Annotated in this window: 16 protein-coding genes and 1 tRNA gene; 6 read left to right on the forward strand and 11 right to left on the reverse strand. The window is 33.3% G+C overall.

Annotated features, from left to right (window positions below; genetic code table 11):
* Positions 1–5: 5 nt before the first annotated feature.
* The 6 genes from IMCC3317_RS04880 to IMCC3317_RS04905 all read right to left on the reverse strand — a co-directional run bounded on the left by IMCC3317_RS04880 (position 6) and on the right by IMCC3317_RS04905 (position 9,223).
* Complete coding sequence (locus IMCC3317_RS04880) at positions 6–1,007, reverse strand: PKD domain-containing protein (protein ID WP_160128389.1); 1,002 nt, start codon at positions 1,005–1,007, stop codon at positions 6–8.
* Positions 1,008–1,020: 13 nt separating this feature from the next.
* A complete protein-coding gene (locus IMCC3317_RS04885) occupies positions 1,021–2,445 on the reverse strand; it encodes a RagB/SusD family nutrient uptake outer membrane protein (RefSeq protein ID WP_170293839.1) in 1,425 nt (474 codons plus the stop codon).
* Between the two features lie 29 nt (positions 2,446–2,474).
* On the reverse strand, positions 2,475–5,552 hold the full coding sequence (locus tag IMCC3317_RS04890; protein ID WP_160128391.1) for a SusC/RagA family TonB-linked outer membrane protein: 3,078 nt from the start codon (positions 5,550–5,552) through the stop codon (positions 2,475–2,477).
* 609 nt (positions 5,553–6,161) lie between these two features.
* Positions 6,162–7,730 (reverse strand): T9SS type A sorting domain-containing protein, encoded by a 1,569-nt coding sequence (locus IMCC3317_RS04895; protein WP_160128392.1) that lies wholly within the window; start codon positions 7,728–7,730, stop codon positions 6,162–6,164.
* A 252-nt stretch (positions 7,731–7,982) separates the two neighbouring features.
* Positions 7,983–8,702 (reverse strand): tetratricopeptide repeat protein, encoded by a 720-nt coding sequence (locus tag IMCC3317_RS04900; protein ID WP_160128393.1) that lies wholly within the window; start codon positions 8,700–8,702, stop codon positions 7,983–7,985.
* Positions 8,702–9,223 carry an RNA polymerase sigma factor gene (locus IMCC3317_RS04905; RefSeq protein ID WP_160128394.1) on the reverse strand — a complete coding sequence of 174 codons (522 nt, stop codon included), beginning with the start codon at positions 9,221–9,223 and terminating at the stop codon, positions 8,702–8,704. Before IMCC3317_RS04905 ends, IMCC3317_RS04900 begins: the two co-directional genes overlap by 1 nt.
* Before the next feature lie 131 nt (positions 9,224–9,354).
* Between IMCC3317_RS04905 and IMCC3317_RS04910 the strand changes: the two genes are divergently transcribed.
* The 6 genes from IMCC3317_RS04910 (at position 9,355) to IMCC3317_RS04935 (ending at position 15,907) form a co-directional block, all read left to right on the forward strand.
* On the forward strand, positions 9,355–10,242 hold the full coding sequence (locus IMCC3317_RS04910) for a DUF4412 domain-containing protein (RefSeq protein WP_160128395.1): 888 nt from the start codon (positions 9,355–9,357) through the stop codon (positions 10,240–10,242).
* Between the two features lies 1 nt (position 10,243).
* Positions 10,244–10,822 carry a hypothetical protein gene (locus IMCC3317_RS04915; protein ID WP_160128396.1) on the forward strand — a complete coding sequence of 193 codons (579 nt, stop codon included), beginning with the start codon at positions 10,244–10,246 and terminating at the stop codon, positions 10,820–10,822.
* Between the two features lie 2 nt (positions 10,823–10,824).
* On the forward strand, positions 10,825–11,934 hold the full coding sequence (locus IMCC3317_RS04920) for a T9SS type A sorting domain-containing protein (protein ID WP_160128397.1): 1,110 nt from the start codon (positions 10,825–10,827) through the stop codon (positions 11,932–11,934).
* Complete coding sequence (locus IMCC3317_RS04925) at positions 11,934–12,392, forward strand: hypothetical protein (protein ID WP_160128398.1); 459 nt, start codon at positions 11,934–11,936, stop codon at positions 12,390–12,392. Before IMCC3317_RS04920 ends, IMCC3317_RS04925 begins: the two co-directional genes overlap by 1 nt.
* A gap of 12 nt (positions 12,393–12,404) precedes the next feature.
* Positions 12,405–13,049 carry a hypothetical protein gene (locus IMCC3317_RS04930; protein ID WP_160128399.1) on the forward strand — a complete coding sequence of 215 codons (645 nt, stop codon included), beginning with the start codon at positions 12,405–12,407 and terminating at the stop codon, positions 13,047–13,049.
* 71 nt (positions 13,050–13,120) lie between these two features.
* The gene (locus IMCC3317_RS04935; protein WP_160128400.1) at positions 13,121–15,907 is read left to right on the forward strand and encodes a CHAT domain-containing protein; all 2,787 of its coding nucleotides are present in this window, start codon (positions 13,121–13,123) and stop codon (positions 15,905–15,907) included.
* Between the two features lie 302 nt (positions 15,908–16,209).
* On the opposite strand, the gene IMCC3317_RS04940 is transcribed toward IMCC3317_RS04935, so the two are convergent.
* The 5 genes from IMCC3317_RS04940 to IMCC3317_RS04960 form a co-directional block, all read right to left on the reverse strand.
* Positions 16,210–16,285, reverse strand: a tRNA-His gene (locus IMCC3317_RS04940).
* Between the two features lie 379 nt (positions 16,286–16,664).
* Positions 16,665–16,928 (reverse strand): hypothetical protein, encoded by a 264-nt coding sequence (locus tag IMCC3317_RS04945; protein ID WP_160128401.1) that lies wholly within the window; start codon positions 16,926–16,928, stop codon positions 16,665–16,667.
* A 5-nt stretch (positions 16,929–16,933) separates the two neighbouring features.
* Positions 16,934–17,650 carry a bacillithiol biosynthesis deacetylase BshB1 gene (bshB1, locus tag IMCC3317_RS04950; protein ID WP_160128402.1) on the reverse strand — a complete coding sequence of 239 codons (717 nt, stop codon included), beginning with the start codon at positions 17,648–17,650 and terminating at the stop codon, positions 16,934–16,936.
* A 90-nt stretch (positions 17,651–17,740) separates the two neighbouring features.
* Positions 17,741–19,969, reverse strand: a complete 2,229-nt coding sequence (locus IMCC3317_RS04955) for a S41 family peptidase (RefSeq protein WP_160128403.1) — start codon at positions 19,967–19,969, stop codon at positions 17,741–17,743.
* Between the two features lie 167 nt (positions 19,970–20,136).
* Positions 20,137–21,294, reverse strand: coding sequence for a trans-sulfuration enzyme family protein (locus IMCC3317_RS04960; protein WP_160128404.1), 1,158 nt, complete (start codon positions 21,292–21,294; stop codon positions 20,137–20,139).
* Between the last annotated feature and the right edge of the window lie 5 nt (positions 21,295–21,299).

Below are 21,299 nucleotides of genomic sequence, written 5' to 3' on the forward strand. Positions count from 1 at the left end.
ATGAATTAATTTATTGCTGTAATTGTTACAGAGTCCGCTCGTATTTCTTCATCTCCACTAGTATATCCATAATTACCAGCAGTACTATCTCCACCTAAACCTCTTATGAAGAGCGCAACACTATCATTAGCTCCTGCATTAAATGTATATGTTTTAGTAAAATAATCGTCATCATTTGGATTCGCTATTGTCTCTATTAAAAGATTATTTGCAGCAGTTTCTACTTGCGCAACAGTTGTGTACCCATACCCTGAATTAGGGAAATCTGGAGCAGCTGTATAATACGTTGGTGTGTAACCAGCTATGTAACCAGAACCTTTTAAAACTCTTATTTCAAGCATACTACCAGGGTAACTACCTGGAGAACTAGCGATTGTTTTATGAGATGTAACTATCGATATTGAATAATCCGCGTTTGGCGTAACTGCAAATTCTTGATATACATGATCTGGCTCATTGTTGTCAAATTTAACAACATTATCAGAACCTCCGTTACCAGAACTTGATTCTCCTTGCTCACCAATATCATCATTATCCCATCCTGAACAAGAACAAAGATTTGACGAACCTAGTTTTGCAAGTTTATCAAAATCAGCATTGATCAAAATAGGGTCTGGAACTGCAGGTGCAGCTGGTTCTACTATTTCAATGGTTTGTGAAAATGTACTTGTAACTCCTAATGCATCTGAAGCAGTTAAGCTTACAGTGAATGTTCCTTCACCGGCATATGTGTTTGCTCCGTCAACTTCTGTTGAAGTATTTCCATCGCCATAATCCCAAGCGTACATCGTTGCACTTGATGATAGATTGGCAAATGTGTAATCTCTCCATTCTTGACCTGGTCCTGCGCCTTGCGTAAACGAAAAGTCTGCTTCTGGCGGTGTTACATCGGCAATAGAACCTGCTTCTGGAAGTTCATATTTGTCTAATTCATCACAAGACTGGAATGTGAAAGCCAATACAAGTGCTGCAGTAAACCCAACTATTTTTTTGATTTGTTTTTTCATTATCTTTAGTTTATTAGTAACCTGGGTTTTGTGTTAAAAGACCGTTACTTAAGTTGATTTCTCTTTGTGGAATAGGCAACAATAAATCTGTTGCTGTATAGTTGTATCCGTTTACTGTTGAGAACGTAGAAAGTACGTTTTGTGCTTCATTGAAACGAATTAAATCGAATAAACGATGATTTTCAAACGCTAATTCAACACGTCTTTCGTCTAATAATTCTTGTTTAGTAATTGCATCTGGAGCATTTACTAGTGGCATATTAGCTCTAGCTCTTACTTCATTAAAAGAATCTCTTGCTGCTTGCACAGACGTCTCATTTCCGCCAGCCATAATAGCTTCAACATGCATTAATAAAACATCTGAATAACGTAATACAATCCAGTCGTTTCCAGCTTTTGTTGGATCACTTGATGTTGGATTTATTCCTAAAGAAACATCTCCGTCTGGCAAGTATTTTACAACTTGAAATTGTGTTGGTTGCTCTGTATCAACTCTGTATGAAAACATTGTTCTGTCTCCACCAATAGCATCTAATGCAGTACGCACATCCGCCGTTGTATAGTTTACACCACTTGTTCTTCCAACCGCATTTAACCATTCTGCTGAAAAGTTTTGACTGTCTGCTGTATCAGGGAAATATCCGATACCAAAGATGATTTCATTGTTTAATTCGTCGTAAAAAACATCTTTAAAGTTAGGTTCTAAGGCAAATCCGCTATTCATAACGGCTTCACATAAGGTTTGTGCTTCTAGATAGTTTGTACCTTGCGTCAAGTATACTTTTGCTAATAATCCTTGTGCGGCAGCTTTGGAAGCTCTTGTTTTGTACGTATTGTCCAATCCTGCAACAGCAGTTTGCAAATCCGCTACAATTAAAGCATAGATATCATTTGTAGCGACTCTTGTAAAAGAAATATCTGTATCATTGATTCCAATAACTCTGTCCACTAATGGAATATCTCCATATAAACGTACCAAATTGAAATATGCATACGCTCTTACAAATTTTGCTTCTGCTTCAAATTTTGGTCTGTTTGCTTCTGATACAACAGCTATGTTATCCAACACAATGTTTGCTCTGAAAATTACATTGTAAAAACTTCTGTAGTAATCTGCTACAATTCCATTGGTTGTTGTAATGTTATAGCTTTCAAATTGAGCAGCTTCTCCTTCGCTACTTTTTGTTCGTGTGTTATCACTTCGCATTTCTGTGAGATAAAATTCCACTTGTAAGGAGTGATAATCATTTGAAGATGTTGAGTTTACACCTTGAATACCATCATACATGTTTATTAAAGCAGTTTCTAGCTGAGCTTCATTTGCATAATAGGTTTCGGCATTGACTAATGATTCTAATTCTGGTGATAAGTAGTCTTTTTCACAAGAAAACACAGTAACCAGCAATACTAATAATGCTACAATTTTTGTTTGTTTCATACTATTTTTCATTTTAGGTATGTGTTAGATTAAAATTCAACGTTTAAACCAAACGTTATTGTTCTATTTATTGGCGATCCTGCTCTTTGATATCCGTACGTTGTTGGTGATGTATTGTTTACAGATTCTGGATTGAATCCTGTGTAATCACTTGCCGTAAAGTAAAGTAAGTTTTGACCAGTTGCATATATTCTAGCTTTCGTTAAATATATTTTTGAAAGTAACTCTTTTGGAAGGTTATATCCAATATTTACATTTCGTAACGCTATGTAAGATGCATCTTGAATGATATCATCTGTAAAGATTTTTTCTTTAATGAATTCTTGATCTGGTGTTGATGCAATGAAATCTTGAGAACTATTAAAATGGTTAAATATGTACTGATCTCCCATGTTTCTAATTTCTGCACCATGACTTCCTTGAAACATAAAACTTGCATCAAAGCTTCCAATTCTGAAATCGTTTGTGATACTCCAAACGAAGTCTGGATACGGATTTCCTAAAATTGTTTTATCATCATCATCAATAACTCCATCACCATTTAAATCTTTTACATACACATCTTGCGCTTCTCCACCAACTGGATGATATGGATTTGAGATAAATTCTAAAGGAATATCACGATCTACAACCCAACCGTAAAAAGACGAGATCGGATTTCCAACTAAGTTGATCCATTCTGCAGCTCTTTTACTATCTACATTTTGAATTTGTCCGTTAGAAGCAGCAAAATCTACCAATTCATTTTTGTTTCTAGATCCTAATAGTGTTGTAGACCATCTGAAATTTTCTTTGGTAATGTTACGTGTACGTATTTCTATTTCAAAACCTGAGTTTTCTACTTCTCCAATGTTTACCAATGCACTATTAAATCCTGTTGTTACTGAGATTGGATTGTCAATTAATAATTGATCACTTGTTCTTTTATAGTATTCAAAAGAACCTGTAACCACATTGTTGAATAATCCGAAGTCAATTCCTGGATTGATTTCAACAGAACGTTCCCACTTTAAGTTTGGATTTGCTAAGTTAATCGGATTAAATCCTGCGTTCACATCTCCATCAAATACTGCCGTAGAAGGTTCTAATAATGATAAGTATGGAAATTTGTCTACTAATACGTTTCCTGTGTTAAAGAATGGATTTCCTGAAACACCATAACTCATACGTAGTTTTAATTTTGAAACAACTTCGCTTTCGCTTAAAAAGTCTTCATTACTTACAATCCAACCAACAGAAGCTGCTGGGAAGTTTCCGTATTTGTTCTCTTCTCCAAAGGCAGAATAACCATCACGTCTAATACTTAAAGAAACTAAGTATTTATCGTCATATGCATAGTTAACCCTTCCTAAATAAGAAAGTAAGCGTTCTGGATACTTATAAGAATCACCAACAACTGTCGTTGGATCTGCTCCTGCAATAGTTTGTACTAAATCTGAATCATATCCAGCTCCAGAAACACTTTCAAAAGTTGTGTCCCACTTTTCAGCAGAAAAACCTACAATAGCACTTATTTCGTGTTTGTCGAATGTTTTGTTGTATGATAAGATATTATCTGTTACAACGTGAATTCTGTTTTGAGTAGATATAGCAAGACTTGTTGCTGACGCTCCATTTCTACTAGATTGGATACCTTGCCAACGATCTCTACGTGTATTTTGATAATCTCCAGAAAGTGTAGTTCTGAATGACAAAGCGTCTGTAATTTCATAGTTTCCGTAGAAGCTACCTGCAACTTTGAATTTGTAATCGTTACGATCACGTTCCAATACTTTTGCAGCCGGATTCGTGTTAGATGTATTACTAATATCTGTTCCACCAGAAGCAACAGGCGTCATAGTGTTTAAGTCATAATCATCAAACATACGTTGTACAGCATAATCTCCTACTTGCACATTTGCATATTTTCCGCTATCACGTAATCTGTTTACAAATTGAATATTGTGTTCGTCAATATATAATGGCAACCAAGGTGTTTGGCGTAAAATATCATGTGTAGAACCATCAAAACGTCTTCTGTTTGTATACGATGGCGTTAAGCTAGCTCCAATCTTTAATTTGTCGCTTACTTTTGAATCGACTTTTAAACGCATTGAATACCTTTTGTAATCATCTGTTAACAAAACACCTTCATCATGCACATATCCTAAAGAAGCACTAAATTTTGTTTCTTTGTTTCCACCACGTGCATTGAATGAATGACTTGTAATAGTTCCTCCGTCAAAAATTACATCTTGCCAGCTTCTATCTGTTCCAATTAATTGCTTGTAACGAGTTCTGTCTGAAAGTGTTCCTGTAGCCGCCATTTCTGCTGCTGCAGTTTCTGCAACAGTGAAGTTATAAGAATCACTTTGTATAGCTTCTTTAAATCCAGTAAATGTATTATAAGAGAATTTAGTTTTTCCTTCTTTTCCTTGTTTAGTTGTAATTAAGATTACACCATTTGCACCTCTTGATCCGTAGATCGAAGCAGAAGCAGCATCTTTTAATACTTCAAATGATTCGATATCATTCATATCAAATGAACCTAGGAAATCATTGTCAACAACCAATCCATCAACCACAATTGCAGGATCAGAACTACCTGAAATAGAACCTGTTCCACGAATACGAATAGTTGGTGCTGAACCAGCTTCACCTTCCGTAGCCTGAATGTTTACCCCAGAAACTTGTCCTACTAAGGCTTCATCCACACGTGGCACTGCGATTTGATCTAAATCTTCATTTTTCACTTTAGAAATTGCTCCTGTTAAGTGACTTTTCTTTTGTGTTCCGTATCCAATTACGACAACTTCATCTAGTGCAGCTGCATCATCATCTAACGCAATATCAAGTGTTTTTTGATCTCCAATGATTACCGTTCTTGTTACAAACCCTACATACGAGAATTGTAAAACATCACCTTTAGTTACAACAATTTCATAAAGTCCATCAAAGTTGGTTGCAGCACCTTTAGATGTTTTTACATTAAGCACGTTTACACCAGGTACAGGTTGGTTGTCCGTTTTGGCAACGACTTTCCCCTTTAAGGTAAAAGATTCCTGCGCATACATTGTGATGCAAAAGAGCAACATTGCAATGCAGGTCAGCTTAGTTTTTAAATTCATAATAGGTTATTTAAATTAATTAATATTGAACTAATCACTTAAAGCCCTTTTCTACCGTAATTTTTTGTGTGTTTTTTTGCGGTATGCAGGTTGCGTTAAGTAATTATGTATAATTTCACTTCCCTTCCAAAGAAGTAATATTCCAAAAGGATAGGCGTGCACTTATCCTTTCTTTATGGTTAAAAAATTGGTTAACCAGATTGGTTTACCAAATATAGTTATATTTCTGAATGCTGCAAATTTTTACTTATAAATTATGTTAAAAAAGAGGGTTTAAATGAAAATATAGCCGTTTTGAAGCTTATTTATAGACAATTTCGCATTATAAACTTGATTTATTACTAATAAAATTAGTTGTGTCAAAGTTATACTCTGCGGTCGCCAAAGTGCAATTTTTTAATTTTCAACACCTTAACTACTTGTATTCTTAATGTATAGATTAGAAGAGTATCTTTTTTCAAAAATTTGGTAATTTGAAAAATGTATAAAAAAATAAACTTCTCAAAATGAGAAGTTTATAAAAGAGTAAAAGACCTCGTGAATACGTGACTGAAAGTAACGTGCCACAATAATTGTATTTTTTAGATGTTGTTAGTGGTTGGTCAACTATTATTTCCGTATAATTTTAGTTACATACTTTCCCTTTGTCGTCTGAAGTGTGAGAAAATAAACGCCAGCGTGATGTTCCGATACGTCAATTTCATAACTAAATGTTCCTGTTGTTGTTTTTCCTTTAGCTATTGTTTTTACAAGTCGTCCATTAATATCAAAGAGCAACAAAGCAATAGTGTCCGTTTCTAAAATGTTAAAAGTGAGATTGATAACGTTGCTCGTTGGATTTGGATACAGAACTATATCTAAATTAAGTTTGTTGTTTTCTATGCTTAAAGTTGATGAATCAAATTCATAAGCTCCCATATCTACAGTAGTGTTAAATATTCTATTGTTAGAAAGTATGTCTGTTAGAGAAACTCCTGTGTTATCACCAACATCAATACATGGTGAGGAATTTTGCAGTTGTAACCCATCATCAGCAGTCATCCAATTTCCATCTACACCAACGCCAGATGCACTATTTAAAAACAAAGGATCTGTATCAATATTTCCTGTTCCCATTCCTGAAATTACATGTGGAGAACTTTGACCAGTCATATCTATATTTGAATACGTAGCCACCACTTCTGCGCCAGTACCACGAACATAAAATTGTGAACCAGCTCCTGTTGCTGTATTATTCCAAACAATACAGTTTTGCAGAGTAACAGTGCATGAGCCAGATGAAGTCCCGCCGCTTTGGTCTAAATTATCTGCTATAAAAGCGCCGCCATATCCATTTAAAGCACTATTGTTTACAAATGCGCAATTGATTAATAGTGGGTGGGAATTTCCGCCGCCGCCGCCCCAAGCATACATTGCTCCAACATTTTGATCAGAAGTATTTTCATAAAAAATAGAGTTAATAATTGTTGGACTTGCAGTTCCACCAACGCCATAACTGTCCATTCCTCCAGCCGCAATTAAGGCGTGATTCTGAGAAAATACACAATCAATAAAAGTCGGCAACGTGTTACCGCCATTGTATCCGTTATTGAAAGCTCCACCACCAAACGAAGCCGTATTTTGCCTGAATAAACAATTTCGAATAATCGGATGACAATAGCCGCCAGCGTTATATCCATGATTGTAAATTCCGCCACCTAATCCATTTCCCGTATTAGACGGATTTCTATTGTCATTTCCAGCTTCAACTATAAAACCATCAATAATAGCCGTATTATCTAGCTGTTGATTGTAAATAACTTTATAGCTATTATCGGTTATTCCTGCTGCTGCAATTTCGCCACTTAATATGCTCGTTAAACCGTTTGTCAATGATCTTTCTGATAGTAGCGTTTCTGTGCCAATGAAACTTCCGTAAATTGCTACATCATTCTTCATGCTAAATGAAATAGACCGATTCGTCGTTGTTGTTGTGTAGTACGTTCCTGCTGCAACCCAAACCTCATCATTCACATTTGATGCATCAATAGCAACTTGAAGTGAAGTGCCTGAAAAAGCATTTGCCCAACTTGTACCATCTAAAGCGCCAGCACCTGATGGAGTTACAAACCGAGTTGTTCCTTGTGCTTCAACAGCAAAAACGAGTAAGAATATTGATAAGAGAATGTGGTTTTTCATGAGAATTGTTATTTTGAATTAATAACAATACAAACCTAGTGTTAACAATGATTTCGGATGTCCTGTATTATTGAAACTAAAAGAATCAGGACTCGATATAGGTGTTTTTCCCGAAAAAATTATAAAAGTTGCTTTAAAAATTATGATCTAAGAAATAGAGCATTCTATTCAATCTTAAATTGCAGATTCTTACCAAGCTAGACTTGTTAAAATTAAAAGTGTTCATCTGCAAGTTCTTATTTATCAAATCAACTATTCTAAAACCTTTAATAAGGCTAAACTTTCCTTCATTTTATACCCAGATTTTAGGTTTTCTAAAGAATCTAATTGTATACGTACTTGATCTTTTTCACCTTTTTTAAGCGCTATTAATGCGCTATACCAATATAATTGCGGTGTAAATAAAGTAGTTTCTTTTTTTAACACTTGTAAATTTTTATGAGCAGTTTCAATGTCTCCCAAATTCAATAAACTCATCGTATAATAAAACTGAATATCTGCATCATAATTGCTATTTAGCATGTTTTGAAACCCTTTTTTGGCAGTTATATAATCGCCAATTTCATACGCCGCAAATAGTTGTGCCTTTTCTCCTTTATTTTGTCCGCGAGTAATTGGATATAGTGCGTTTGGATACGGCTCAAAGTACGTTGCATATAATTCATTTGTATCCTTATCAAGGCTAAATTGATAATAAGTAACACTAATTAGCATCAAGAATATTGCTGCAATAGCCAACCATTTTTTATTGAAAATAGGGTTTGATTTTTTAGTATTTTTACTTTCTAAAGATTGTAAATATGTTTTTAATTCTTCGCGTTCCGTTGCCTGAATTGCTTTTTGGATATTTGTATGTTCCGCTACTTTTTCAGCAAAATCAACATCGTTTTCTAGAAGTTCCGTAAAGCTCAAATTTTCTTCTTTTGAGAGTGTACCAGACAAATATTTTTGTATTAATATATCTTGCTCCATTAGTTTTCGTGTATGAATGTCGTAAGTTTCTTAAGACATCTTGATTTATGACTTTTCACTGTATTTTCATCTTTATAATGTGTGTGAAAAACAATGTCTTTTATACTAAATCCTCTGTAATAAAATAGCTTTAAAATTTCTTTACAGCTTTCTCCAAGTTTTTCAAAATTCAACGCTAATAATTGCTGTCTTTCCGTTGGCGCTGTATCTTCTATATTTATTTCTGTGATTTCATTTGAAGATGCATCTGTGATTGCAAACATTTTTTTATTCGCTTTTAAATAATCATAAATTTTATGCTTGCCAATTCCAAAAAGATATGTTTTTACGGTACTATTCTGAAGTACCGTTTGCTTTATGACAAAATTTTGATGCATTGCAATAATAGCTTCCTGATATATATCTAAAATAGTATCGTTGTCTATATTATATCTTATTGCATAATTTACAAAAGCCACTTTATAGGACAGATATACTTCTCCTAGTGCTTTTTTGTCATCGTTTCGTAATCGCTGTTGCAAACTAGTCTTCTGTTTTTAGGTTTAGTAGTCTAAGCTTATTAAAAGTTAACACGTTAAAGAAAAAATATTTTTTTTAGTGAAAATTGTTAACCTTTTCATTTCTAATAATACTCAAGGGTAAATATAAAGAAATGAAAACACTTATTAAGGTATGTATTATTATAGGATTCCTTTTTACAGGAACTGATGCAAATGCTCAACTTTGGAAACGAGTTAAACAGAAGGTGAAAAATAAAGTAGAGAAAAAGGTTGAAGAGAAAGTTGAAAAGAAAACAGATCAAGTTTTAGATAGTCTTCTTGATGCTCCTAAAGACAAGAAACGCACAAAGAAATCTTCTAAGAAAGAATCTTCCAAGAAAAATTCGATGGGAAATTTGGATGCGAATAGTATGATGGACATGCTAAACAGTTCTAAAAACGCCACGTACGATTCGGAATATACATTTCCAATTACTGCAACAATGGTTGTCACTAGCGGAAACTCTAAACCGCAACATATGACACAGAGTTATGGAGAGAAAGCAATACTTTCCAAAGTGAAAAATACACCAGGTATTATACTTACTGATTTTGTGAACGAGACACTTATTATGCTAAATGTAGAAGAAAAATCGGCACAAGTGATGTCGATGAAAATGATGAATATGTTTGGTATGGGAAGTGATGAAGCGGAATCTAGTGAAACAACTCAGCAGAAAGCTGTCAAAACTGGAAAAACCAAAACCATGAATGGCTATTTGTGTCATGAATATATGATTACCGCTGAAGATGCAAAAATCAATGCGTGGTTTGCTCCAGAAGTCAATTTCAATTATCAAGATTATTTAAGTGGTTTTTCAAAAATGTTTGGTGGCAATACATCAGCAAATCCAATGACGCTTCTTAGCAACGGAAACGGTTATGTCATGGAAATGACTGCTATTGATGTAAAAGGAGAAAGCTCCACAATGAAGGTTACGAACATTTCAGAAGTCACCATAAAAATAAATATGAGTTCTTATAAAGTTCAAAAACTATAAAATGAGTCCTGATAAATTCTTCATCCAATTTCTGTTTGTATTACTGATTGTAAGTTCTGCCACAGCACAACAAAAAAATGTAGCACAGCTGTACAAGGTTACTTTATATAAAATTTACCTCTCAGAAGCTTCAAAAAATGTCAGCGCATTGTATGGAAGTATTGGAATACAAATACAGGTAAAACGCGATGGGAATTTAGAAACACTGCCAAATGAACAACTTACCACAACTCGGTTTTGGAGTGTTCGTAAAGAGGAAGCTAAAAAATTATCAAGCGGAACTTCTGGCAGTATTGTAGATCCTACAGGAATTCGGTTTCATTATAACGGCAGTTTGGAAGTATCGGAATGGCGTTCATTTTACATTTCAGAATCTGAATATACTAACAATGCAAAAATAAACATTCAAGCAAATCTTGGTAGCGTAAATACATTAAACACACAAACATTTCCTTGGAAACAACGGAATCTATTCATAAAAGATATGCAATTAGGAACCGCATATTTATTCATTCAAAAAGCAACAGAAAATAGCAACAATAAAATTGCTATTACATTTAAAATTGAAAAAATTAATTAATTATGAAAAAATTACTACTCTTAACAGCCTTATTATTTGCGATAACTATTCAAGCGCAAGCAGATTATTTTACCGATTGCACACGTCCTGCAGGAATGGTTTTGGACGGTAACATATTATATTTTGCAGATTCAGGAGACGGTTCTAATAACGGAAAAATTTCTAAAATAGATATTTCTCAAGTCACACCTACTAGGGTTGATATTGTTACTGGTTTAGAATATCCGAGAGCTTTAGCATTGCAAGGAACAGATCTGTATTTATTGACTCTTTCAGGAGCACTTTATACAATAGATTTAACGCAAACCAATCCAACACCCGTTTTTTTACAAAATGTAACCGCAAATAGTACAATAAATACCAGAACTACGTATATGACTTTACATAATGGTTTTTTGTACACAGCTTTACTTGATGGAGGCAAAGTTATAAGAATACCGCTTACAAATCCTACAACTTCTGAAGATATGGTTACAGGCTTGCAATTTCCACACGCGACTGCTCATATTGGTGATGATTTATATTTCACAGATTTTATATCAGGTAATGGTACTCGGTTATTTAAAATAAATATTACAGATACTAATCCGACACCAGTAATCGTAGAAAACACACTGGCTTTTGGGAATGATATTTTTGCAGTAGGCACTGATATTTATACTATACATGGAGGTTCTGCGCAACGAATTACAAAAACTGATACTACCGCAAGTTTGCCCACATTTGAAGAAACGGTGTATACAGGAATTGATGCTAATAGTGTAAACTTCCTCATTACAGGAAACGATTTTTATATTTCTACATTTCAAACCCCTGGCGGAAGAATTCAAAAATACACGACAACTGTATTAGGTGTTTCTGATGATAAACTAACAACTGGTATAGCGGTTTATCCAAATCCTGTGACAACAGAAGTGACCGTTTCTTTAGAAAATGATGAACTCATTAAAGAAGTGAGTGTTTTTAATGCTTTAGGAATGAAAGTGAAAGAAATTCAAGTAAATACTACTTCTAAAGCAACGGTAGATGTTTCTAATTTATCAAAGGGAATTTACTTTTTGAATGTAAAATCTGAAAGTAAAACGTTTACTAAAAAAATTATGAAACACTAATGAAACAGATATGCTATTTATTTTTTATCCTAATTTCTATTTCGGCGAAAGCACAATTGGTATATAACACCGATTTTAATGAAGATGTTTTACATGCGGCTAGTGAAAGTAATCAAGCATTGTTTGAACGGCTACAACATGGAAAACTAGGAAGCATTTTACTTAGCAAGCATGCAGTTTCGTATGCCATTAAAAAAAATGGATTGCATGCTACAATTGTTGGTATTATAACAAATGAAAAAGGAACAATTGTGTACGAAAGTAATCGTAGTGAAGGTGTTCTTTTTCCGGGCGATATGTTATTTCCGGGCGACATCATTTTTCCAAACGATATTTTAGACACACTAGCGCACGGAACGTATATTATAGATTTTAAAGTAATCTTAAATCGTAATCAATATGAAAAAATTAAACTCAAAAAGAAATCAAAAACTCTATTACAATTTAACGTAAAGTAACACTAAACAACCATGAAAAACACACTATTCCTATTCTTATTACTTTGTTTTATCTCTTGCGGAAATAATACTGAAGAACAAAAAGCAGTAAAAGAAAACGTAGAACAAGCGCTCGAAATTGTAAAGGAATTACCAGCCCTACAAAAAGAAGAGGATGCTTTTGAAGAAGCACTATCACAACAAAAAGTAACTGGAAGTTTTGAAGCAACTATGGACAACAAAGCTTTGAATATTAATAGTTGGAGTGGCAAAAAAAGCAGCGTTCACTTCTTAAATCGCAAGGCAATTTTTAGGCTTTATACGAGAGATGATCGCAATGAATATGTTTCTGTAACTATTGAAAAAAAAGACTTATTTAATCATTTAAACGAGAAAAAATTTGCACCAACCATGCGCGTAGTCGATTTTTCAGATACCGAATTATTAAATCAAATAACTGAAGGATATATTCAATTAGCGTATTACAACAAAACGACCAACGAGGAGTATTTTTCTGCGTCAGGAAATATGAGTTTGGAAAAACTTTCTGATACTGAATTACAAATTACTTTTAAAGGACAAGCATTTAAAGGCGATTGGAAAGAGCGAAATTATGTTCCGTTTACTGCATCGATAAATTTGAATTATAATTTTTTAAAAGATAGTCGTTCAAAATAAAAACAAAGGCATTTTACATACAACTTCTTCTGATTGAAAAATAACTATCTTACATTTCTTAAAAATAAATTATGCGCATACTTTTCTTCATTTTCTTTCTATGTAGCTCTTTTCAATATATAGCTGGTCAAACAATACATAGAGATAGCATTTTAAATGTTTTGGGAGAATATGCATCAAATTACGATGCTGAAAACTTGCTGCGTCTGAGTAGAGAAGTTGAAAATTATAACATAGGAAACTCATTGGCTGACAGCTTATTTAGAGCAAACGTATTATTTTTTAAAGCAGAAGCCATTAGCTATTCAGGAAATTTATTAGCGACACGAAAAGCATACGAAGATGTAATTGAAATGTGTACAAATTCAGAAGAAGGCACGATATTAAAAATACTAACAATCAGAGAAAGTAACAGTATTGAATTATTGAAAGGCTTAAACATTATTGCTTATAAAAAATCAAAAAAAGCAAACTCATTATTAGATCAGGTTAAAAACATGCCGCCGCCAATATTGTTGGCTATTTACAATGATTTGGCTATACATTCCAAAAGTTTTGGAGAAAATACGATTGCCAGCTCATATAGAGAAAAATCGCAAAAGGTTTTTAATGAGAATGAACATCAATTAACTTATTTAACGAAAAATAATTATTATGGTTCCGTTTTAGATTTTTATAAAGATACGAACGTTGATGAAAGCGTACTAATTGAAGCTTTTAATAAACATAAAAAGCTATATGAAAGCGATTTAGCTAATTCAGAATCAGAAACACTTACGATTCCTTCCTATCTTTTATCGCAAACCAAAATGGGAGAATTTTATCTCTATCGATTAAAAAATGGGCAAAAAAACAGTGCAGAAAAAGCGCTTTCCTATTTGAATGCTGTATTGGCAAACGAGAAGCAAAACAATGTAATTGATCATTATAAAAAAATAGCTTGGTACTTAAAAAATGAAGTATTACTGATTCAAAATAAATTAAAAGAAGCATTAGATAGCAATAATAAACTTATCGATTTCTCTAGAGAAAAAGAAAGTAGAATGGGTTATAATAGAGCGCAACGGATTCATATATTACTTCGCCTAAACAAAGTTGAAGAAGCACGAAAAGAAGTCTTTAAAATGGGTTTAATATTTCATTCAGTAGACGAAAATCTAAAAAAAGACTTTTCTAATTTTTCTCCATTTCAAATACTAGAATATGTGTCGATTTTTCTAAACTTATCAGATGATTTTAAGAAATATGGAGATTCGAATGCGGAAACAAAAAAAGTGATTGCTCAGTTGAATAAACTCGCATTAATTCAATTCAAAAATTCCATTGATAACAAACTAACGACGCCTAAAATTAGGAAATTATTTGAACGTATAATTTCCAATTTCATAAAAATAAAAATAAAAGGATCTGGCACGGGTCATGGAATGACAACTCCTGAGCTTCTGGAAGCTATAGAAAACATAGAAAACACCTTAGATTGGCAAGAATTTTTACAAAACAGAGAAGTTTCAGAATTTGCTTTTGTTGACGATTATAATTATGAAGAAGCGACGCTTAGAAGTGAAATGGTAAAAGCTAGAAAGAAAAAACAAGATAGTACCATTTTAGGGCTCAAATTGAAATTAGAGCAACTAAAGGCGAATTTTAAAGAGCAATATCCGAATCATTCTAAATTAGCTTTATCAGATTTTAAGATTGCTGATTTTCAAGATAAATTGAAAATGAATGAAGTTGTCTTACGGTATGAAAATCTTCAAGATTCATTGTATGTTTTTGTAATTCATAAAAATGACGTTCAACTTTTATCACTTGGCGCTTCTGAAGCTATTTCAACACAAATAAATACATATGTTTCCAATATTTCAAACAGAAAAAATAGCGATGAAATTTCAAAAAAATTATATAAACAATTAATTCCTACATCAGCACTTTCGTTTGAACATCTAAATATTGTGCCAGATAATTACTTATTTAAACTTCCGTTTGAAACATTAAAAAATAGTACAAATGCCTATTTAATTGAAGATAAAACAATTATTTACACGCCATATCTTTCGCTATTACAACACAATACGATTGTAGATGTTGACACTGAAAATCAGCAGAATTCCAATCTTATGATTTTTACGCCTTCGTATGAAGAAATTTCAAATGAACCAATAGCCGAACTTGTAAGAGGAAATGAATATCGCTTGAATGGCGCCAAAAAAGAATCTGAATTACTTGCCGATTTATTTGAAAATGCTACGTTTTCCGATTATTCCGCCACGAAAAAAAATTTTAAAAAACATGCGCCAAATGCACAATTATTACATTTATCAATGCATGCAAGCGTAGATCTTGTAACGCCTGAACTCAGTTATCTTTTATTTACAGAAGGCAACTCCGACAATAAATTATATATCGAAGAATTGTATGGTATGAATTTAAAAGCCGATATGGCAGTTTTGAGCGCTTGCAGTACTGGAGATGGCGTTTTAGACGTAAAAAAAGGAATGATTTCGCTCCATCGAGCGTTTACACATGCTGGAGTTCCAACAACAGTTGCCAGCTTATGGGAAGCTCCTGATACTGCAACTCAGAAAATTATGGTTCAGTTTTACAAAGAATTAAAAGCAGGGAAAACAAAAGCAAAAGCGTTACAATTGGCAAAACTTCAATATTTAAAAACAACCGATGATGCCAACCTGAAAACTCCTTTTTATTGGGCTGGTTTTGTCATTAATGGAACTAATAATCCTATAACTTTCCTAAGTTCTGAAACCAACTATGTAGTATGGATTGTACTTGGAATCGGTATTGTTTTGCTGTTCCTAATTTGGTTTCGCAAAAGAAATAAAAAAGCAACAAAAAGGTAAGTGAGAAATTAAGAGACTTATAAGGAAGAAAAACGTTTAAAAATAAAAAAAGACGTCATTCACAACCTTGTGCTGAACTTGATTCAATATCTATTCAGAATCTCATTACGCTGATTTTTAATGATGATGAGAAACCGAATCAAGTTTGATTTGACGAAAATTTGACTTTTGTACAATCTCCATGAAAAGATAAAAACGAGATTCACTTCAATTACATTCAACAGAAACTTATCATCTTACATCTTTCTGTAATTTCGCTATAATCCAAAAAAAAAGCCTTCCGTTAGGAAGGCTTCATAAAAGGGTAAAAGACGGGATTCGAACCCGCGACCCTCGGTACCACAAACCGATGCTCTAACCAACTGAGCTACAATTACCATTTGTTTTGCGGGTGCAAATATAAACTATTTCGCATTCCATCCAAAGCATTTATAAAATTTATTTTACTTTGTTTTTTATGTCTATGATTTTGAAAAGATTAGCGTTTGAAAAAATTGCAATTATCCAATTTTACCACAACTCAAAAACAGTTTCTAGAAAAGACCATTGCATAAACCTCGATAAGGTGAAAAAGAAGAATCTAGAACGAAATGGTCCAACTTGAATGTCTCAGGGCTTATTTCATACAAAAGAATCATCAAAAAAATTAAAACCAATGCAATTGCCATAATTTTTGTTCGCACTGAAAACTTTCGCGTACTAGACGCATATTGAAATTGAAACGGATCGTGTATATGTTCTTGCTCCATAGTTTTACTTATTGTTTAATTTTACTTTTTCCTTGTGAATATTGTAAATTCATTGGTTTATATGTTTGAAAATAAGAACTTGCACATATTGGACCAGAACTATATTCTTGTACATAATTTACTTTGAAAGCATCTGAACTTATTTCATATAAAGGAATTGTTGCAAAAATAACAACCAATACAATTGCCACGACTTTTTCTTGCCATGAAAATTTCTGCTCTGTTGGTGCATTCTGAAGTTGAAATGGATCGTATGATGGTTCTCCTTGCATATATTTTAAATTAAATCTGAAATTGAATCTACGGCAACGTAACGTTCCACCGTGAAACCTTCAGCGTATTCTACGCCGATTAAACGACCTAAATCTCTTGCACGGTAGTTTATACTATCAATGAAGTTTTTGCTCGTTATAGGCGTTTCTACTTCGTTACTGTTCGGATCATAGAATTGTGAACTGTACGCCATCACAGCATCTTGCTTTTTATCTATAAATCCTGAAACATCAACTACGAAATCGGGTTCCAAGTTTTTCCATTGAATGTAATGATATACATGTTTTGGTCGCCACTTTCCTTGTGATTTTCCATCGAGTTTAGTTTCAATTTTTATCAATCCACTTAAAAAACAAGCATCACTTACGAGCTGACTTCCTTTTCCGTGATCAATATGGCGATCATCAATAGCATTACACAACACAATTTCTGGTTGATATTTGCGAATCATCTTAATGATTTCCAATTGATGTTCTTTATCATTTATGAAAAACCCATCAGCAAAAGCTACATTTTCTCTAACAGAAACACCTAAAATTTTCGCAGCATTTATCGCTTCAATATCACGTAAATCTGCGGAACCGCGCGAACCTAATTCGCCACGAGTCAAATCGAGAATACCTACTTTTTTTCCTTTGGAAATTTCTTTAGCAATCGTTGCGCCACAACCTAATTCTACATCATCAGGATGCGCGCCAATGGCTAATATGTCTAACTTCATGTTTTTTATTCCTTTTTACAAAAATACGTTATTTTGTTTACTGCAAAAACTAAGAATTTTTATCACGTAAACTGTCGTAATACTTTTATTCTATTCCTCTTTCCGAATAATTTCGATTGCTTTTTCTAATACTTCATCTTTTCCTTGTTGAATGCCTTTTATCGTTGGTTTTACTTCAACATCAGGTATAATTCCAATTCGCTGTGTTTCGCCACCATTTGGATAGTAAATACCAAGTCCAGAAATAGCCGTGCGCAATCCGCCTGGCAAATAAATAAAAGTCACATTTCCATCTGCGCCAGCAGTTGTACTTCCAACAATAGTTGTATTGTCTCCTGCTCTAAATGCCATTGCCGTATATTCTGATTGACTTTGCGATTGTTCATTAACTAAAACAACCAATTTCCCTGCATACGTTTCGGTTTCATTTGGAATTTTTGGACCTTCCAAGAAATTGAATTCCCCAGGATTTTGAACATTCATTTCTGTAAACTTCACAAAAGATGTTGGTTTTGAAACAAAATAACTTCCTAATTTAAACGGCACAAACGTAGATGGATAATTACGAATATCAATAATAATTCCTTTGGTGTTTTTAAACATTTTTTTAATCTCAGAAATGTCTTCATCCTTAATATTTTCAAGTGTAACGTAGCCAATATTTCCTGCTAACATTTTATAACATTTCGCTGTCGTATCAACTCCATAAAGCTTCAAACTTTTACGTTTATAAAGCGTAAGATTATGTTTTTTCGTTTTTCCATTGGAAATATAATCAATTGTAATTTCTGTTTTGGGCGAACGCAAAACTGTACTCGCAATACTTCTATCTTTTACGGTTTCGTTAGAAGCTGTATGATATTTATATACATCTTTTTTTAATGTTTCAACTGTTTTACCATCAATATGCGTAATAATGTCTCCTACTTTTAGTTTTGAAACTTCTTCGTATTCTGGATTGTAATATTTAATAACGACTAATTTGTTTTCAATAAACTTTGCTTTAAATGGTGCTTGGTTTTCACCAAACATTGCTTCCATTTTATCATCATTTCCCCATAAACCAGCATGTGTATCTTGTACATCACCAATAATTTGAACCGTTGCCAATTCATAATCAAGTTCACTTTTTGCATCGACAAATTTTGGAACATATTCTTTAAGTGTTGTATTCCAATCTTTGTCAGAAAGATATTTATACGGGAAGAAATAATGAATCATATTCCAATACCTGTACAATGCCAACAATCGGAAACCAGCATCAGGATATTCCATTTCTTTATACGCTTGCTCATTGATGAAATCTGGATTTCCAATGTTTTTAGCAGGTTTTATATAATAATGTTTCCCTTGAAATCTGTTTTTGTAGATGTACGTTAATTTTTCTTTTAGTATTGTGTTAAATCCAGCAGCATCAATCCAAGCCATATCGGGTTTTAGAAAAGCGTCTTCTTTAGTTGCATCACATGTTTTACAAATGTCAACTTTTCCTAGTTTTTCAATCCAACCGATCAGCACTTGATTTCTTTCAACAGCATTTTCAACCTTTAGATATGTTGGCAATACACGAAACAATTCATAATCCCAATTGTAATTTCCTTTTCCAACTTCTGGATGATAATACTTTAAAAATCCCCAAACTTTTCCTAAGAGTTCTAAATTGGTACTATTTTCTTTGTTTAATACTGGAAATTTAATGTTAGAACCTTTATCAAATATGGTGTCTAATCGTGCTTTAAAAACTTTCGGTTTTCTTTCTTTAAGTGTTTGAATATCTTTCCCATCAATGGTAACTACAAAATCATCAAACCATGCGGTTCCTTCTCCACTAACAAGTCCCGCTACATAAATGATTTCTGCTTCTTCGGGATATGCCAACGTAATTGAATATTTTTTCCAATCGTTTGTTCCTTGAATTTTCTGTTTAGCCATATTGTCAAAAACCAACGATTTTCCATTTCCGTCAACGCGTAATAACAATCCTGAATATCCTACAACATTTTCGGTTTTCATATACCCTTCAAGTCGAATTGATTTACCTTCATAATTCGCTGGAATTTTATATGCAATACTACTAAAAGCACCTTTTTCTGATCCAGAATTAACTTTTCCAGCAAATTTTCCAGCATGTGCAACGCTATCTTTTTTTACATCAAATTTTCCCCATTGAAGCCAATTATCTGGCAATGTTTCATTCAAGTCATTTTTCTCAAAATTAAGATTGAATTTTCCCGTTGCAGCAGCTTCTTGTGCATTTGCATTTTGTTTACAATTTATAAATAGTAGTAAAGCAAGTACACAAATTAGTAGTTTATTCATATTGATAATTGGTTGTTTTTTATTTTTTTTGGAGGGAAATACTAAGATACTAAAAATTGAAAGTATTCAACCGAAATTAACATTGCTTTATATTTTTTTAAGAATGATTCCTACTAAAAAACCTCAATCGTGATTGATTGAGGTTTTTAATTTTTATAGAAGTGAATTTACTTCTTCTTTGACTTTTTTATTGCTTGATTGATATCAGAAATAATATCTTTTTTATCTTCAATTCCAACCGAGAAACGAATTAAACCGTCTGCAATTCCTTGCTTTTCACGTTCTTCTGGCGTTAATAAAGCATGTGAAGTTTTTGTCGGACTCAACATCGTACTTTCCACTCCAGCCAAACTCATAGAAGGTTTGATCATTTTGAGCGATTTGAAAAATTTAGAAACATTATACTCAGGTTTTAACTCAAAAGATAGCATTCCGCCAAATCCCGACATTTGCGATTTTGCCAATTCGTAATCAGCATGCGATTTTAATCCTGGGTAATATACTTTTGCTACTGATTCATGCTTTTCAAGATAATTTGCGAGTTTCAATGCATTTTTATTTTGTTCTTTCACTCTAATTCCCAACGTTTTCATGCTTCTTTCCAACATCCAAACCGTAAAATCACTTAAGCTTCCTCCAAGGTTTTTTCCTAATTGGAATATCTGATTTATATGTTCTGCGGAAGCGGCAACTGCACCAGCCAATATATCACTATGTCCGCCAAAATATTTAGTCGCACTATGAATCATAATATCAATTCCCATTGTTCCAGGTAATTGATTTACAGGACTTGCAAACGTATTATCAATCATTGTGACAATGTTGTTTTTCTTAGCAAGCTTGGCAACTTTCCGAATGTCCGTAATTTTCAATAACGGATTCGAAGGCGTTTCTATATAAATTACTTTTGTATTCTTTTTGATCGCCTTTTTGAAGTCTTTCACATCCAAACTTTTCGTAAATGTGTATTCAATTCCGTATTTGTGAAATTCTTCCAACACCAAATTCATCGTGCCGCCATACAATGCATTTTGCAATACAATATGATCGCCTTTGTGCAAAAACGCTAATAAACTTGTGCTTACCGCAGCCATTCCGCTTCCAAAAATAATGGCAGCTTCCGTATGTTCCAAAGCGGCTACTTTTTTGCTTAATGCTTCTTGGTTTGGCGTATTAAAATATCGCGGATAACGCTTTACTTCAACATCATCAAACGCATATGAACTGCTCATATAAAGTGGCGAAACTGCACCTTTAAACTGTTCATCTTTCACTTCGCCAATATGCGTACAAACTGTATTTAATCCTATATTATTTTTTTTCATCTGTG

Origin of the sequence: Kordia antarctica, assembly GCF_009901525.1 — a bacterium.
In the GTDB taxonomy this organism is placed as follows: Bacteria; Bacteroidota; Bacteroidia; order Flavobacteriales; family Flavobacteriaceae; genus Kordia; species Kordia antarctica.

Bases quoted from the DNA above. Each gene is read 5' to 3' on its own strand.
- IMCC3317_RS04930 (WP_160128399.1), top strand. From the start codon at position 12,405: ATGAAAAACACACTATTCCTATTCTTATTACTTTGTTTTATCTCTTGC.
- IMCC3317_RS04900 (WP_160128393.1), bottom strand. From the start codon at position 8,702: ATGGAGCAAGATATATTAATACAAAAATATTTGTCTGGTACACTCTCA.
- IMCC3317_RS04880 (WP_160128389.1), bottom strand. From the start codon at position 1,007: ATGAAAAAACAAATCAAAAAAATAGTTGGGTTTACTGCAGCACTTGTA.
- IMCC3317_RS04960 (WP_160128404.1), bottom strand. From the start codon at position 21,294: ATGAAAAAAAATAATATAGGATTAAATACAGTTTGTACGCATATTGGC.
- IMCC3317_RS04920 (WP_160128397.1), top strand. From the start codon at position 10,825: ATGAAAAAATTACTACTCTTAACAGCCTTATTATTTGCGATAACTATT.
- IMCC3317_RS04895 (WP_160128392.1), bottom strand. From the start codon at position 7,730: ATGAAAAACCACATTCTCTTATCAATATTCTTACTCGTTTTTGCTGTT.
- IMCC3317_RS04915 (WP_160128396.1), top strand. From the start codon at position 10,244: ATGAGTCCTGATAAATTCTTCATCCAATTTCTGTTTGTATTACTGATT.
- IMCC3317_RS04910 (WP_160128395.1), top strand. From the start codon at position 9,355: ATGAAAACACTTATTAAGGTATGTATTATTATAGGATTCCTTTTTACA.
- IMCC3317_RS04945 (WP_160128401.1), bottom strand. From the start codon at position 16,928: ATGCAAGGAGAACCATCATACGATCCATTTCAACTTCAGAATGCACCA.
- IMCC3317_RS04890 (WP_160128391.1), bottom strand. From the start codon at position 5,552: ATGAATTTAAAAACTAAGCTGACCTGCATTGCAATGTTGCTCTTTTGC.
- IMCC3317_RS04885 (WP_170293839.1), bottom strand. From the start codon at position 2,445: ATGAAACAAACAAAAATTGTAGCATTATTAGTATTGCTGGTTACTGTG.
- bshB1 (WP_160128402.1), bottom strand. From the start codon at position 17,650: ATGAAGTTAGACATATTAGCCATTGGCGCGCATCCTGATGATGTAGAA.
- IMCC3317_RS04935 (WP_160128400.1), top strand. From the start codon at position 13,121: ATGCGCATACTTTTCTTCATTTTCTTTCTATGTAGCTCTTTTCAATAT.
- IMCC3317_RS04925 (WP_160128398.1), top strand. From the start codon at position 11,934: ATGAAACAGATATGCTATTTATTTTTTATCCTAATTTCTATTTCGGCG.
- IMCC3317_RS04955 (WP_160128403.1), bottom strand. From the start codon at position 19,969: ATGAATAAACTACTAATTTGTGTACTTGCTTTACTACTATTTATAAAT.